This window comes from Terrimonas pollutisoli, from assembly GCF_029360765.1.
GTDB classification, from domain to species: Bacteria; Bacteroidota; Bacteroidia; order Chitinophagales; family Chitinophagaceae; genus Terrimonas_B; species Terrimonas_B pollutisoli.
This window is the reverse complement of record NZ_JARKNA010000003.1, coordinates 217,997-234,110: the sequence shown is the minus strand read 5'-3', so window position 1 is coordinate 234,110 and position 16,114 is coordinate 217,997. Positions and strand designations below refer to the sequence as shown.

Genomic DNA, 16,114 nt, shown 5'->3' with positions numbered 1-16,114 from the left:
TCATCAACTAACTACTGAGCCCGTCACATATAATAGATTTTTCCCTATCGTGTTCCCGGAGAAAGCCATAACATTGATTGATGATAATTTTTTGTTTGAAAACCGCTATTTTATTTACTTTTTATTGGAACTACCCGATTTTTTTCAAATATTTATTGGACAAAGAACACGAACCGAAAAGTTATCTTAATCATGTACCTCAACAAGCACCTCATTTGCTGGCTCACCCGCTATCCAAAAGCGATGGATCTCACATTAGAAGACCTGGTGGAAGGCTTACAATATAAATTGCCCGGCACAACAATGGAAGGCACCAAATTTAATGGTGGCTTCGAAATCTTCATTCCTATTGAAGGAGTAACCTATATCAATGACGATGGTTTAGAACGCCAGCATTATTTTATCATTACCGTCGATTCTATCAAATGTGCCATCCGGACGTATATCTACCGGGAAGAAAAATTAAGTGCCGACTTTTCCCAGATCCGGGCTCCTTTCTGCAACATTATTGATGCCATAAAAGAATACGTGAAAGAGCATCGCAGCATTGACAAATTCCTAAGTAAAATAATTTCAGTTTAACCAGTTGTAACTATTTCTTCCGTGCCCTTTTTGACTTCAGCAAACGGTTATGTTGTTGGCGATGCAACTTATATATATACTTTCGACAGCAGGGATAGAATTAGCATGAAGAAAGCAGTTGGCAGCGACGGAAGCGTCGTGATAAAAACCTACACTTATTTTTAAGTAAAGACGTATTAAGGTTGCTATTTTTCTTCTCAAAAGATAGCTGAGATCTTTTTACTGAAAGAGCTTTTAGGGAACTACTCTCCTGGTTAAAAAATAGGCAGGTAATCCAACCGAGTCCGATCATATTACAATTATTTTCCAGACAAAATCAAGGAACGGAAAAACTTATTCACCTTTTTTTATCGCAATTAATATTTTTCGTTACTTTAAAACTTTGTCGATTCTACCCCCTGAAAGAAGTTATCCGTCTGTACTCCTCTGCTGATTAGTGTTAATCTTATAAAAATTCAAAACTTTCTGTTTATGTTTTTACACCTGAAGTTCTTTCGGTTGCAAACCCTTGTAACATTTGTCTCGCTTGCTTTATTCTTAGTATCCTGTGGTAAATCTTTGGAATACAAAAGGCGAAACCCAATAAGTCCCACACCGAATAGCCCTACACCCAATAACCCGGCCCCTACTCCAGCCCCAACAACAATCAATTACCTGGCATTACCCAAAGCAGGTCCGAAATTTATTTATCAGCAATCAAATGTGGTAATTGAAAATTTACAATTTGAACATAGTGGTCGTATGTCCATCTATATAAAGAAGAGTTCCAACATTACTGTACGCAATTGTTTTTTCAATAAGTCAGCGCTGGAAGCGATCAACGTGGAGAGTTCATCGAATATTACCATTGAAAATTGCTTATTCAACGATGCACAGTCAGGAGTGTATGTAATGCAGTCGCAGGTGATAAAGGTTGTCAACAATCAGTTTGTAAATGTGCGCAAAAGAGAAGACGGAAGCCGGGGACAGTTTGTGCAGTTCAACCAGGTGGCCGGTGAAGGCAATATCATTGAAAACAACAGGGGTGAGAATTTCCTGAATGAAAGTAATCCGGAAGATCTGATATCGTTATACATGAGTAATGGAACTGCCGCAAGCCCGATTATGGTACGCAATAATATTTTCAGGGGCGGTGGTCCGTCGATCTCCGGCGGCGGTATCATGACAGGCGACCTGGGAGGAAGTTATTTCATTGTGGAAAATAATACATTAGTAGATCCCGGTCAATACGGCATAGCGATAGCAGGTGGCAGCAATATCACTATTCTCAATAACAAGATATATGGCCGGCAACAACCATTTACCAATAACCCTTTATATGTTTGGGCACAAACTGGTATTGCCTGTTCCGATATTAATGTAAAAGGAAATAAAATTAACTGGACTGATAAAACAGGTTATATGAACATGGGCTGGAACGCTGGCAACTGCGCCGGCACCTTATGGGAGCCCCCGGTTGTAATCAGCCTGGAAGAAATGAATGTTCCCTCACATCTCATCACTTTTATTACTCCTGAGGAACTGCTGCAGATTAGAAAGCAATAAAACAGGGTGCATTTACTCCCCTGCATGCCCGGTATGATCCAACGGCCCGCCGCAATGCGGGCAAACATGCTTTTTTGGTGATTTCATTTTCCTGATCTCTTCGAGAAAACCGGCTGTAATGATACCCGCCGGCAGAGCAAAGACGGCTAAACCGGATAACGAAACAAGGCCACTCAGGATTTTTCCCAACGGAGTTATTGGCACCATGTCACCATAACCAACCGAGGTAGCGGTGACAACAGCCCACCAGATAGTAGCCGGAATACTTGAAAATACTTTGGGTTGTGCCAGGTGTTCTGCAAAATAAAGCAGGCAGGATGCCATGATGATAAAAAATAAAATCAGCACCAGGCTTAATTTTAATTCATTGGCCCTGGTTTTAAAAACATTCTTCACCATCTGGGCCGATTTCATATAAGCCGTTAATCTAAACAGCCTCAGAAAACGAAGTAAACGGAAAATACGCAGTACCCGCAGATCGAACCCGATAAAAATATGTACATAAAAGGGAAGAATAGCCAGCAGGTCAATCAGGGCATCGGTTGAAAGCATATACCGGATACGCCCATGCAAACTGTGTGAGTATCGTGGGTCATGATTACTACTCCACACCCGGAGCACATATTCAATGGTGAAAATAATCACAGATACCACGTCAAAGACATGGAAGAACTTTGCATGGGGATCGTGAATAGACGGAACAGTTTCCAGCATGACAGCTGTTATATTCAGAATGATAAGAGTGATAATAAAACCATTGAGAATCTTATCCCATTTTGTATCACCTAATTCAGGATGAAGGAGGATATGGACCTTCCTTTTACTTTCATGATATCTCACCGAAGACAGTTTTTGGTTGTCTTAAAGTTAGTGAATAATCGATCCAAATATTATTGTGCCTTAACTGCCGGTAAAAATTAGCTGAGTTGTTTTTTGTCTCTACCTAATAAAGACATCGTAAGTATCCTGAGCCCGATTGAAGACATTAAAGATTTTCTGTAGCAGGGTGGTTGTATTATCGAGACTCCGGGAGTAATCGGGAAATTTTGAAAAAATTAATCGGATAAGCTGGTATTCAGAGCGACATTTTTTTGGTATAACAAAATGTTTAGTTCGTATATTCGAGAATACACACGTTGGCGGTTATGCCGACACTACATCAAAAACGACTATGAAATTTTGGGAACTGACATCAGCATTTAGAAGTGAAACAGATAACTTAAAATCTGTTCTTTTAAAAGACAGTTGGACAAAATTCAAATCTCATTACGACAACTTAAACGAAATTATTCAAAGACAGGACAGACAAATATTGGATGAAGAAATTCCATTTCAGTTAGCAAAAGAGGTTCGTGAACTTAGTAAACTGAAATTTTATTTGTACTACAAAAACACACCATATCGTTTGACAACTTGGAAACAAGGAACGGACGAGCCATTTGAAGAAATTTCCTCACTTGACATTTTACTTCGATTTGGAGGTTCGTATATTGAAGAAACATTAGAACGTAGCATTTCAGACGTTTTACCAAGACAACTCGGAAATAACATTGAAGTTTTAGGTGCATTTAATTTGACAAATATTGGAATGCTTGCGTTTCTAAGAACAGAAAATTCTATACTGACTGAAAACGAAATAATTTCTTCTTTTGACAATTCGAGAGTGTGGACTGTAATCAAAGAACCATTTATGTTTGTTAATCCATATTCTGCATACGAAAAGCAAGAACGCCAAAAGGAACAAGGTATTAGACAATACATTATTAAACCAATAGTGGGGACAGACAAACCATTTGATACAGAAATATTGAAGCGTAACACAAACGACACGGAAACGGCCTAACCGCTAACAGATGGCAATATGGTGGGGCGACGAATATATTCTCCTTTTTGTTCGCTAATCAGCTTCGGTTCCGGCTGAAGAATAATGCTGAGCAACAGAATAAACAATGGGCTTTTGTATCTTTAGTCAGCAGCGGCACCGGACGGAACAAAGAATACTACCACATCGCCAATGCTTCAACGTAAGCTGCCATTTTAAAAGCAACGCCCTGATAAATTATGGAGATAAATCCCCAAAAACTAAACGGACATTGGAAAGAAGGATATGCCTTAGACTTGCATACTTCATCCAGTTTTCCAATGAAAGATGCTGAAGGAAACAATATTACCGACAGCAACGGCAAAATTAAATGGGATACAAAGCGACCTCCCATTGCAGAAGAACTTTATAAGTTAAAATATTGGAAGGAAAGGCATCATGTTGGAGCTATAGCAACATGTGCAGGAGATTTCTTGAATAAGTATAAGGCAAAGTGGGAACTTGATTTTATAATACCTATTCCGCCGTCGGACACAACCAGAGAATTTCAACCTGTATATGACCTGGCAAAAGCTATAGGTTTACATTGCAATTTGCCAGTTGACTTTAGAATTTTAGTAAAATTAAAATCGACTTCACAACTAAAAGAAATTGAAGACCCTGAAGAACGAAAAGAGACCTTAAAAAACGCATTTTCGGTACAAAGGAATGCCCTAAGTGGAAAAGATGTTCTCGTTTTTGACGACCTTTACCGTTCAGGCGAAACGCTAAATGCAGTTTGTGATATATTAATAAATGTTGGGAACGCAAGAGGGGTTTATGTTCTTACAATAACAAAAACAAGAACAAAAAGATGAGAAACAGAGAATATTCGACTTATATGCTTTTAAATGCGCCAGGATTTGGCGCTAAAAGCATTTATTACATTTTTGAGAGCTTAGAAAAAAACAATCTCTCTGTAAATGACCTATTTGATTTGGACAGTTCCCAATATTCCAAACTATTTCCAGAAATTGGGCAGGGAAAATTTTCAAGAGCTAATCTGACATCGTTGGCTTTTTTAGATGACGACAAAATGTATAATGCTTTTCAAAAACTTAAAGATGACCAAGTTTCTATAATCGGACTGGATGATGAGAGATATCCTAAATCAGTAAAAGACAAGCTGAAGCAAAATGCTCCGCCAGTGCTATTTTGTAAAGGCAATTTATCACTCTTAAATACAAAAGGCATTTCAATAGTAGGCTCTCGGGATGTAAGTGATTTTGCAATAATGCTTACAAAAAGAATAGCAGGTCGTTTAGCAGAAAATGGTTTTAATGTAACGTCTGGTTATGCGAAGGGCGTTGATACAAGTGCACATCTAGGAGCCTTAGAAGGGAATGGTACTACGACTATGATACTTAGCTATGGAGTTAATCACTTAAGCGTAAAGAAAGATGTTAAAGATTTTAATTGGGAAAAGAATACCTTATTCGTAACTCAATTTATGCCTTATGAAAAGTTTTCAGGTCAAAACGCTATGATTAGAAATAAGCTTGTTTGTGCTATGTCACAAGCTGTGATTGTAATTTCTTCAGGACCTGAACGAGATTCCAGTGGCAAGATGAGTGGAACGTTTGATGCAGGTTTATCTGCATTAAATATGAAAGTGCCTCTTTTTGTATTAGAACCAGAATTACTTAAACCTTCACCGCCGAAAGGAAATTATGATTTAATTAAATTAGGAGGAATTTCATTGTCCAACGGTGCTGAATTAATACAATATTTAGAAAATCTAAACATTGAAAAAATACTTCCAGATGAACCCATTGTTGAAAATCAAGATGCAGAGGAGGAACGAATTGAAAACAACATCATAAACGAACCTGTAGAAAAGTATGAAAATATAGAAAGTAGAATTTTGAATATACTTAATGGTAGCCCTCTATCGGCTAAGGATATTTTGGCAAAATCTAAATTAGATTGGACAACAAAAAAATTGACTCCTTATTTGAAAAAAATTCCTGGTATAGAAACAATAAAAAAAGGAAGAGAAACCTTGTACTCACTTAAACCTAATTACACAAAAGCACCGACACTTTTTTAATTTGCTTAAACAACTTCCGGACATAAACTGCCACTGCATTGACTATATGGCGGGGCAACTCAAGAACAATCTGCGACATATCACTGCTCAGCTTCGGTTTCGTAGACAAATACATATTTAGGAACAAAGCCAGGCATACTGTCCGGCTTTGTTCTTCCTTGTCATTATTTTTTCAAGTTAGTTTTTGCAGCCGGTACTGTTTTCAGGTAAGCATATATTGCTTTCAATTCCGTATCGGTCATACGCTTAAAAGCCGTCCATGGCATCGGACTCTTTAGCACTAACCTTCCCATTCTAAAGCGGTCTACAAAATTCTTTTCGGACCAACCGAAGATGCGGCTGCTTGAATCCGTAGTAACGTTGGGAGTAATAAAGCCTTCAATTTCATTTCCGCCCGCAAAAGGCTCCCCGGTAAACTCGCCGCTTAATGTTCTTTGTGTATGGCAACCACCACAATTAGCTACGTTGTTTGCCAAATATTTTCCATAAGCAGCTGTACTGTCTGCTGCTACTTCTTTTGGCACGTCACCATTGGGGCCTACTGGTTTCACCACAAATGCTTTTACTGCTTTGCCCAGCATATTCAGGCTATGGTCCGGCACTTCATTACGAACAGGCTTTTGTGCACGCAGGTAAGAAATAATGGCTGTCAGGTCTTCATCAGACATATTATGAAACGGCATGAAGTCAAAAACCACCGTTCCGTTGGGATGAACACCGTAACGCAGGGCTCTTGCAATTTCGGCGTCGGTGTATTTACCAATACCGGTTTCTTTGTCCGGCGTAATATTTTTTGAGTAGATCTTGCCAACCGGCAGATTAAAAACGACGCCGCCTGAAAGGGGTACATCCTGTCCAAGGTTGAGTAGCGAATCAGCATTGGTCTTGCTGTGACAATCGGCGCAATGAGCCGCACCAAAAACTAAATGTTTGCCACGCAAGATCACATTCGTGTCGGCAGATGCTGTTATAGTCGGGTAAGGACTCTCATATTTTAAATTTTGCCTCGCCATCACTGTAACAGTGATGCCCAGAACCAGGAACAACAGGACAAGACCTGTCCATTTTAAAATTTTTTTTAGCCTGCGCATGAAATTTTGGTTTAATGCGGCCAAATTATAATCAGCGCTTTTGGTTACAAATGTTACAGTGGCTGAATTGCGTGTAATCCCGGATGAAATGGAGCAATTGATGTAAAAGCCCGGGGGCAGACGCATTAAAATGCGCTTAAAAATTCTTTGAAAATAAAAAAAAGAACACGGATGACACGGGTTGAACGGATAAACACGGATTTGTTATTCCGCTTTGCGGAATAAATCCGTAAAATCCGATTGATGGGACATGCTCAATTAAATTTTATGACCAAATATGAAAGATGGCTATCCAATCTGTCTAAAAAAATCTGTGTAAACCTGTATAATCCGTGTCATCTGTGTCCTAAACTACTCAGACTTTAATGAGTTTGCCCTGCAAAAGCCTTGCATTGTCCTTTATCCAATCTTCAACTTCATTAACTTTACCCCTTACCTGCACAACGATAACTTGCTGATGAAAAACAGTTCAACTGATACCATTTCTATACCCGGTAAAAAAAAGGCTCGCCTGATCGATGTCATCAGGAATAGCGGGGAAATTTTAAAGAAAAAAATAGTGACCGCCGGTTTTGATGGTTTTGTTGACTCCCTCGCTAAAGTGATAAAAGAAAAAAATGAACAAAACACAGCTACCCTATTCAGCACCATCGAAGAGTTTGGAAACTATATTCTCGAAAAGAAAGGCGCCAGCTTCAGTCTTGAATTGTCAAGCCAAAGTATAAAACTGGGTGGCAATATGCCGATCATGGCGAATGCACTGGGCAAGTTTGGCATGAAGGTAAGTTGCATAGGCGCTCTTGGATATCCCCAACCAGAGCCAATCTTTAATTTTCCGCCTAATTGCCAGCTGTACAGTTTTGCCAATCCTGGCAGTTCAACTGCATTGGAATTTACCGATGGAAAGATGCTGCTGGGTGACATGGGTGCCTTAAACACAACAGGCTGGGAAGAAATAAAAAACAGGATCGGTATAGAAACGCTGGATCAACTTTTTAAAGAAAGCGACCTTATTTGTTTACTCAACTGGAGTGAGATCGATGCCTCAACGGACATTTGGAAAGGCCTGTTAAAAGCTATTTTCCCGTCATCTTCTTTTGAAAAAAGACAAACTGTATTTGTTGATCTGTCTGATTGTTCAAAGCGAAGTACTGAATCAATAAATGAAGCCCTGCAATTATTGAAAGAATTTGGCCAGCATAGCAAAGTTATTTTAAGTCTAAATAAAAATGAAGCCGGCGTTATTTCCAGGACCTTGTCTCTGACAAATGATAATGCTGACCCCGTTAAAACAGCCGCCGGTTTGTTTGAAAAGTTGGAGATCCATGAATTGGTCCTGCACAGTTCAAAAGAAACGCTTGCTGTTACAAAAGGAAATGTTGTTAGCGTCAAAACTTTTTATACCAGTAATCCAAAAATATCAACCGGTGCAGGTGACAATTTCAACGCAGGGTTTTGCACTGCACAATTACTACAATTAGATATCGAAGAATCCTTGTGGCTGGCCAATGCTTTTTCGGGTTATTATGTAAGAGAGGGTAAAAGTGCCGACGCCAATGAGATTATTAATTTTTTTGAAAACTATTAAAATCATTTCCGGATGGAGTTAAAAGTTTATCCAGGTTACACGGGCCTGTCAGATGCAGTAGCCGATGAAACAATTGAATTGATAAAGGCAAAACCAAATGCCGTCATATGCTTTGCATCCGGCGACACACCCAGGCTCACTTGTCAGTTGCTGGCGCAAAAAGCAAAAAGTCAGCAGGTCGACACCGGCAAGATCGTTTTTATTGGCCTCGATGAATGGGTCGGCATTCCGCTTTCAAATGAGGGAAGTTGCCACTACTTTTTTCAGCATGAAGTGTTTGAACCGTTAAGCTTGTCACCGGCACAAATGCATTTGTTTGATGCCATGTCAAATAACCTGGATAACGAATGTCGTAAAATGGATGCCGTCATCGCAAAAAATGGTGGCATTGACCTGATGATTGTTGGTATCGGCATGAATGGTCATATCGGTTTTAATGAACCCGGCGTATCCTTCAACAATTATTCTCACGTCATCGACCTGGATGAAACAACACTTACAGTTGGTCAAAAATATTTCAAAACAACTGTTGCATTGCAACAGGGAATTACATTGGGACTGCAGCACTTTCTCGAATCGAAGAAGGCGATATTAATAGCTAATGGAAACAAAAAAGCCGAAGTGATAAAAAAGACAGTTGAAGGAGAAGTGACAAATAAATTTCCCGCCAGTATCATGCAAATACATCGCAGTGGATTTGTGATGGTAGACGAAGAAGCAGCTTCGCTGTTAAATAAAAAAAATGTTTAGAAAAGTAATGAAACTTAGCGAAGTCAAAAGTAAGAATACTCTATTTTTTTGTTTTCTCATCTATGGTGGTGTGGCCAGCATTGAAAACGCCGTATAATTTAATGAATATTGTCTGGTGGCCGATTAGTTCAACTTTTCAAAATATGTATCTTCAGCATTAATATTTATACTATGACATTGGAACATGTTGCCATATGGACCAACAAACTGGAAGTATTGAAAAATTATTACATCAAATATTTTGATGCAAAACCAAATGACAGATACACCAATCATCAAAAACAATTTCATAGCTACTTTTTAAGTTTTGCATCCGGCGCCAGGCTTGAGTTAATGACGATGCCCGGTTTACCTTCCAATCAGAATGATACTAAACAAAAACAACATCTCGGTATCATTCACCTTGCGTTTGGTGTTGACACCATGGATGAGGTAGATGCAAAAGCAAAACAATTGACTGCGGATGGCTTCCCTATTCTTAGTGGCCCAAGAAAAACCGGCGATGGGTATTATGAATTTGAAACGTTGGACCCGGATCAAAACAGGATCGAAGTAACCACTGCTTATTCCTTGTTATGAATTATCTGTCATAACATGACTCAAGGTAGATGCAAAAGCAAAACAACTGGCTGAAGACGGATTCCCTATTCTTAGTGGCCCAAGAAAAACCGGCGATGGGTATTATGAATTTGAAACGTTGGACCCAGATCAAAACAGGATCGAAGTAACCACTGCTTATTCCATGTTATGAACTATCTGTCATAACATGACTCAACATCAGGAAGCGACAGTTTGCCGGCATGAAACAACCTATATTTTTTTGGGGCAAACTATTTTGCAAGGCCTTTACCTACAATGCCACCACTAACTTCAAGTGTCGTTCCATGCACCGCTTCGTTCTCAATAATAAAACGAATGGTTGCCGCTATCTCATCCGTTTTTACCAACCGGCCTACCGGTATCTCGTTGAGGATGCCCTGCAATATTTCCGGTTTAATAGAAGTAAGCAAAGGCGTCTCCACATATCCCGGGGCTATCGCGGCAATGCGGATATTTTTTATTCCCCGTGCATGAAATTCACCGGCAAGAATTTTTGGCCACAAAGCAATAGCTGCTTTTGTCGATGCATAATTTAACTGCCCCAGTTCGCCTGATTTATTGATAGAAGAGATGGGTATCAGCACGCCTTCCCATTTATTATCTGTCATGCGGATGGCTGCTTCACGCAACGTGAGGAATACTCCCGTCATATTCACGTCTATTACCTGCTTCCACTGTTCAGTGGTCATAAACTTTTTTATTTTGCCTGTCTCTTTATCCGGTGTAATGAAGAAGCTATCCCTGGTGATACCGGCACAAGCCAGCACTACATTGATGCATCCAAACTTTTCTATTGCAAAATCCATTAATGATTGAACGGAACTTTCCTCTGTAACATTGACAAGAGTAGCCGCTGCAATACCACCACTGTTTTCAATAACCTCTTTCACTGCATTGAGCTTTTCTTCATTCATATCACCGAGCACTACTTTGGCGCCTGCTGCGGCTAAAGCTATTGCTGATGCTTCGCCGATACCGCTGGCTGCTCCCGTTATAACAGCAACACTATTTTTTACCTGCATATTTACTTGTTAAGAAAATGTCTGATAACCTGTACGATTTCTTTTGCTCCTTCACCATACAACATCGTTTGATGATTGCCCGGCACTTTTGCATAGATACAGTTTTTCATCAGTTCCACCGTTTCCATGGCATTCTCTTCGGGTAGCAGAGCGGCATTCATGGTGTAAATGCCCGGTGCATTGATCAGCAGGGCCTGCTGTTCTACTGTTGACAGGTAATTCAGCCAGGGTTCACCAAGACTCCCTTTCATCACCGCTTCCATCATATGTGCCGGTTGAGGAATGACCGTCACAGTTCCGTCAGCATTATCTTTTACATCGGCACGATAATAACTCCGCATCTGTTCATCCCATTCAGTAAGATACGGAGCTGCTTTTACTTTTTGTAAATAGGCATCAAAAGAAGGAAAGCTTTGTCCCAGACGGCTCAGAGCCGGGCCCAGCATCTCTTTTGTATTGGGGTGCATATTGGCTGCCGCATCCATTAATATCAATTTATCAACCTTGTCCGGAAAAAAATGAGCAAGGTATAAAGCAAGAAAGCCGCCAAAAGAATGACCAACAAAAATTGCTTTCTCCATTTTCAACTGATCAAGCAAGCCAATTATATCGGCTGCATGTTCTTTCATGGTATAACCTGCAGGGGGTGCATCGCTTTCACCCCTTCCCCGCAGGTCAACTGATAGCACATGAAAAGCAGGGCTCAATCCTGCAGCGATCAACCCATCAAACGCATGCGCATTGGCGGTTAATCCATGCAGCAATATCATGACTGGCTTTTCACCCTCAAACTCTATGTAGTGAAGTTTGATCCCGTTAGTACAGGTATACCGATTGTTCATGGAACTTTTTTTATTCAGCAAATGTTTCTCTTAATTCACGTTTCAATATTTTGCCAGCCACATTTCGCGGCAGCTCATCAAGAATGATCACTTTATAAATTTTCTGATAACGGGCCTCAAGGTTTTGATTGGCCCAGTTCTTTATTTCTTCTGATGCAATGCTGGCATTTTCATGCAGTACCACGGCGGCTACCGGTGTTTCGCCCCATTCGGCATGCGGCACTCCAAACACTGCCACATCTTTCACCGCATTATGCCGGATAATAATTTCTTCAATATCCGTTGGATAAACGTTTACCCCACCTGATATAATTAGATCCTTTTTTCTGCCGGTCAAAAAAAGAAAACCATCTTCATCAATATACCCCGTATCACCGGTGAATAACCAACCGTTTCTCAGCGCTTCACGGGTTTGTATCTCGTTTTTATAATAACCCGACATCAGCAATGGCCCCCTGCCAATGATCTCACCAATTTGCCCCCGGGGCAATTCACTTCCATTATCATCCACAATTTTTATTTCCATGAACTGCGACGGAAAACCTACACTGCCTGTTTTATTCATCGAATCATTCCGGTCAAGTATCGTCATAAATCCTTCAGTCAAGCCATATAACTCATAGAACACGCCGGGTATTCGCTTGTTCAATTCCTGTTTATGTTCCAGCAACAGCGGTGCGCCAACAGATAAGATATATTCGATAGAGGATAAATGTGTTTTGGTAAAATTTTCTTTTTGTAAACAACCGATGATCTGTGAAGGAACAAGAATGGTATGTGTCACTTTTTCTTTATGAATGATCTCCACTACTTCTTTTGCATCGTAATGACTCATTAACACATAGGTGCAGCCCAGCATCATTGCCGGCATCAATGTTAAAAAAGAACCATTGAAAATAATGGAGCCCGAATGCATCACTATACTTTCCGGCGTCATCCGGTAGGCATTGGCAAATAAGGAGCCGTATAGAGCTCTTACCGCATGGCTGATCACGATGCCTTTTGGCAAGCCGGTTGTACCACTGCTATAAATAATATTGTAAGGATCATCTCCCTTTACTTCTTCCACTGCCGGCGGCTCATCTGTCTGTTGTTGTTTTTGCCAGTGATAGTTTTGATAACCCTTAACGTCTGTATCCGTGACCCAATAATTTCCGGCTGGAATTTTCTTTAACTCCAATTTTATTTCATCAACATGTGGTACCAGCTCATGACTTGTTATCAGCAATTTTGTATCGGAATTATCCAACAGGTTGAACAGCCCCTGCCCTCTTAATAACGGACTTAGCGGAACAGCAACGGCACCAATAGCGGCACAGGTCCAATAAATTTCCAAAAGCTCCAATGAATTGGATAGAAGTGTGGCCACTTTATCCCCTTTGCCAATACCAGCTGCAATAAATGCATTCGACAAACGATTCACTTCTTCATAAAGCTGTCTATAACTAAGCCGCTTATCTTCAAAGACGATAGCAGTATGTTGTGAGCGGTAGGTAGCATGTTTTTTTAGCCAATATTGTATGGTAAGCAATTGGAGAGACATATAAGGTAAATAAAGTGGCTCCCGATGGATGCCACCTTTGTTGACACAAGAGAATTAATTTTTACTTTTTCCGCTATGGGGAATATGCGCTTTCAATTCGATGGAGAACAAACGGCCGATAGAAGGTGAGCCGACAAACTCTCTTTGTTCGGTATCAAACAAATTGCTTACACCAGCCCCCAGGTTCAGCATACTGTTCAGCTTCACACCGGCACTGATATCAACGGTAGTGAATCCGCCCAGTGCACCCCAGTTAAAATTCTTAACGTAATTTCTTGGCTGGTTATTGATAGGATTGATACCACCATAAACAATGCCTCTTTTGCCCTCACCTGCCTTGGTTCCAATCTGGTTGCCGCTATACATGTCAAACTCCTGCACCCAGCGGGTTGAAAGATTGATATACAATTTTCCTTTTGCAAGGTTCATAAAACTTAATGTACCGGCTAACCTGTTTTTGGGAGCATTGAGATTTCTTTCTTCCAGCGATACATAACCATCACGGTTCGCATCGTTTTTGATGTTATCATCGGTAATATCAGAACCAAACCAGCTATATTTCAAGGCAAGGCTGATATTATCGGTAAAATAATAATTCAGTCCAAGATCGATACCATACGATTTCACCTGGCCATAATTAAAATAGCTACTGAATGCAGCACCCTTTAATGTATCATTGGTGACTGTGCCCGGCAGCAGCAATGGCGTAGTGATAGGAATGTCGCCTACACTTAATGCACGGCCACCTACGGTGAGGGCAGGGCTTAAGAAATTTTTACTGTTGCCATAATAACCATTGATGTCGATGTATAATTTCTTTCCGACAGTCCCTTTATAACCCAGTTCCCAGGTATTGATTTCTTCAGGATTAAGAGGCACCGTTGTTTTTTGCTGAGAAGCATCGCTGAATTTAGCGCCGTTTGGAATGTAGGTAACGCCACTACCATTGCCAAACACCAAACCGAAGATGCTTGCACGTTGGAAGAGGATGATCGGTGCTGCATAGGCTTTACCCCATGTCAATCTTACGGACCCACCGGTAACAGCTTTTACCAAACCCAGCTTTGGAGCAAACAGGCTACCGAATAAACTATGGTGATCCAGCCTGGCTGCACCCACCAGTTTAAATTTAGCCGGCAATGTTTTTTCTAATTGTAATGCTCCGCCATATTGCGTGATCTCAACTTTTTCCTTTGCATCGATCAGAACGGTACCAAATGTTTTAGGGTCATCTTTTTGATAAGAACCACCCACTACCATATTTAATCCAATCTCGCTGAAGTTGTAGTGGTATTGTGCTTCCGCATTGAAACGTTTTGATTCTTCTTTGAACATATTGCCAAGTCTCAGGGCATAAGCCTCCGCTTCATCCGGGAACAGGCGTCCGGCTGTTGCATAAGCTGGATTGGTAGGTTCTGTGATGGTACTGTGCGTACGGTTCCAGTAGTCTCTTGTATAGCCCGGCACACCATATGATTTGCCGACATTGGTCCATGTTTCATAAGCCTGCGCAAAGAAACGGGGACTTACATACCGTAGTTGCAGGTAAGAGAATTTCCAGCCATCGATTTGGTTGCGGCCGGTATTGTTCACACTATTGAAATCATTATCACTACCGCCATAAGAAGCGATGATATCAGCTTTAGGCGTAATGCTGTAATAAACATGCGCCTCGCCACGCATATGCCGGAAGTAACGGGTAGACAATCTTTCAGGAATAGCCACCACGGGACCATATACAGTACCACCGGCATAAATACTATCACGCCAGTTAAAATCTTTCCCGGTAGTGTATTCACCGGTCAGTTTATAAGCCCACTTGTTGTTGATCTTTGTTGCTATACGAAAACGTCCGCTGAATACTTCCTGGTTGCCTGCTCCAACAACAAGGTCAGTTCCCTGCCACTTACGCGGATCTTTGGTAATAGTATTGGCAATACCATTGTGGGCATTTGGTCCATATAATGCAGAGTTGGGGCCCAGTACAATTTCCAGCCGCTCAATATCTTCTTTGATCACTGTATTCATAATGCCGGATGGTAAACCACTGCTGCCCGCCATCATGCTATTGCGGCCATCGGTCATCTGTAAAATTTTTGCATTGAAAGCATTGTTGAAGCCACGGGCATTGAAGCCAACCCCCGTAACGCCGGTGCGAACAAATTCAACACCCTGGATCTTTGAAGCCAGTTCGCCTATGTTGAAAGAAGAGGATTGTTCAAAATCCCTGGCGCTGATCACACTGATGGAGGCGGGTGCTTCTGTAATCTTTTCAGGTCGTTTGGAAGCTGAAACCACTACTTCATCGCCGGGCCTGCTGGATATGCTCATTTCAGCATTGACAGTAACTGTTTCACCGCTGCTTACATCTACTGATTGAACAATATCTGCATAGCCAACATAAGATATGATAACAGTATTCTTCCCCGCTTTTACCTGCACTGTATAAGCCCCGTTGTTATCAGTAATAGCGGAAGCTGAGGTTCCACGCACTATTACGGTGGCGCCGATAAGCAGCTCGCCGGTTTCTTTGCCAGTAACCTTACCGCTGATCTTGCCGGTGTTTTGTGCTATGGCAGCAAGCTGGATCACAAGCACCAGTAAAAGGATTATTGATCTTCTCATAGCAGTTTCAATTTA

At 40.9% G+C, this 16,114-nt stretch carries 14 protein-coding genes and 1 pseudogene; 9 read left to right on the top strand and 6 right to left on the bottom strand.

All coding sequences use genetic code 11. The features are described 5' to 3' along the window. Positions 1 to 192 precede the first annotated feature (192 nt). Positions 193 to 582 (top strand): hypothetical protein, encoded by a 390-nt coding sequence (locus P2W73_RS07595; protein WP_276501406.1) that lies wholly within the window; start codon positions 193 to 195, stop codon positions 580 to 582. Positions 583 to 1,053: 471 nt separating this feature from the next. Next, positions 1,054 to 2,127 carry a right-handed parallel beta-helix repeat-containing protein gene (locus P2W73_RS07590; RefSeq protein WP_276501405.1) on the top strand — a complete coding sequence of 358 codons (1,074 nt, stop codon included), beginning with the start codon at positions 1,054 to 1,056 and terminating at the stop codon, positions 2,125 to 2,127. Positions 2,128 to 2,139: 12 nt separating this feature from the next. Here P2W73_RS07590 and P2W73_RS07585 read toward each other — a convergent pair whose 3' ends face one another. Beyond that, positions 2,140 to 2,967, bottom strand: coding sequence for an ion transporter (locus P2W73_RS07585; protein ID WP_276501404.1), 828 nt, complete (start codon positions 2,965 to 2,967; stop codon positions 2,140 to 2,142). Between the two features lie 331 nt (positions 2,968 to 3,298). Between P2W73_RS07585 and P2W73_RS07580 the strand changes: the two genes are divergently transcribed. The 3 genes from P2W73_RS07580 (at position 3,299) to P2W73_RS07570 (ending at position 6,038) form a co-directional block, all read left to right on the top strand. Next, positions 3,299 to 3,970, top strand: coding sequence for a hypothetical protein (locus P2W73_RS07580; RefSeq protein WP_276501403.1), 672 nt, complete (start codon positions 3,299 to 3,301; stop codon positions 3,968 to 3,970). A 218-nt stretch (positions 3,971 to 4,188) separates the two neighbouring features. After that, the gene (locus P2W73_RS07575) at positions 4,189 to 4,806 is read left to right on the top strand and encodes a ComF family protein (RefSeq protein ID WP_276501402.1); all 618 of its coding nucleotides are present in this window, start codon (positions 4,189 to 4,191) and stop codon (positions 4,804 to 4,806) included. Then, positions 4,803 to 6,038: a DNA-processing protein DprA gene (locus P2W73_RS07570; protein ID WP_276501401.1), complete on the top strand. Its 1,236-nt coding sequence runs from the start codon at positions 4,803 to 4,805 to the stop codon at positions 6,036 to 6,038. The genes P2W73_RS07575 and P2W73_RS07570 overlap by 4 nt, the downstream gene beginning before the upstream one ends. A gap of 164 nt (positions 6,039 to 6,202) precedes the next feature. Here the strand turns inward: P2W73_RS07570 and P2W73_RS07565 are convergent, their stop codons facing one another. Next, positions 6,203 to 7,129, bottom strand: coding sequence for a c-type cytochrome (locus P2W73_RS07565; RefSeq protein ID WP_276501400.1), 927 nt, complete (start codon positions 7,127 to 7,129; stop codon positions 6,203 to 6,205). Positions 7,130 to 7,586: 457 nt separating this feature from the next. Here P2W73_RS07565 and P2W73_RS07560 point away from each other — a divergent pair, with 457 nt between their 5' ends. The 4 genes and pseudogenes from P2W73_RS07560 to P2W73_RS26470 form a co-directional block, all read left to right on the top strand. Continuing rightward, entirely contained in the window at positions 7,587 to 8,717 is a 1,131-nt protein-coding gene (locus P2W73_RS07560; protein ID WP_276501399.1) for a PfkB family carbohydrate kinase, read from the top strand. Between the two features lie 12 nt (positions 8,718 to 8,729). Further along, on the top strand, positions 8,730 to 9,467 hold the full coding sequence (locus P2W73_RS07555) for a glucosamine-6-phosphate deaminase (protein ID WP_276501398.1): 738 nt from the start codon (positions 8,730 to 8,732) through the stop codon (positions 9,465 to 9,467). Positions 9,468 to 9,638: 171 nt separating this feature from the next. Beyond that, complete coding sequence (locus P2W73_RS07550) at positions 9,639 to 10,046, top strand: VOC family protein (protein WP_276501397.1); 408 nt, start codon at positions 9,639 to 9,641, stop codon at positions 10,044 to 10,046. Between the two features lie 37 nt (positions 10,047 to 10,083). Then, positions 10,084 to 10,218, top strand: a pseudogene (locus P2W73_RS26470) (hypothetical protein); the annotation flags it as partial. 79 nt (positions 10,219 to 10,297) lie between these two features. On the opposite strand, the gene P2W73_RS07545 reads toward P2W73_RS26470, so the two are convergent. The 4 genes from P2W73_RS07545 to P2W73_RS07530 are packed head-to-tail and all read right to left on the bottom strand — an operon-like array spanning position 10,298 to position 16,099. After that, positions 10,298 to 11,089, bottom strand: coding sequence for an SDR family oxidoreductase (locus P2W73_RS07545; RefSeq protein WP_276501396.1), 792 nt, complete (start codon positions 11,087 to 11,089; stop codon positions 10,298 to 10,300). A gap of 2 nt (positions 11,090 to 11,091) precedes the next feature. After that, on the bottom strand, positions 11,092 to 11,931 hold the full coding sequence (locus P2W73_RS07540) for an alpha/beta fold hydrolase (protein WP_276501395.1): 840 nt from the start codon (positions 11,929 to 11,931) through the stop codon (positions 11,092 to 11,094). Positions 11,932 to 11,941: 10 nt separating this feature from the next. Then, the gene (locus P2W73_RS07535; RefSeq protein ID WP_276501394.1) at positions 11,942 to 13,474 is read right to left on the bottom strand and encodes a class I adenylate-forming enzyme family protein; all 1,533 of its coding nucleotides are present in this window, start codon (positions 13,472 to 13,474) and stop codon (positions 11,942 to 11,944) included. Positions 13,475 to 13,528: 54 nt separating this feature from the next. Beyond that, positions 13,529 to 16,099 (bottom strand): TonB-dependent receptor, encoded by a 2,571-nt coding sequence (locus P2W73_RS07530; RefSeq protein ID WP_276501393.1) that lies wholly within the window; start codon positions 16,097 to 16,099, stop codon positions 13,529 to 13,531. Positions 16,100 to 16,114 lie beyond the last annotated feature (15 nt).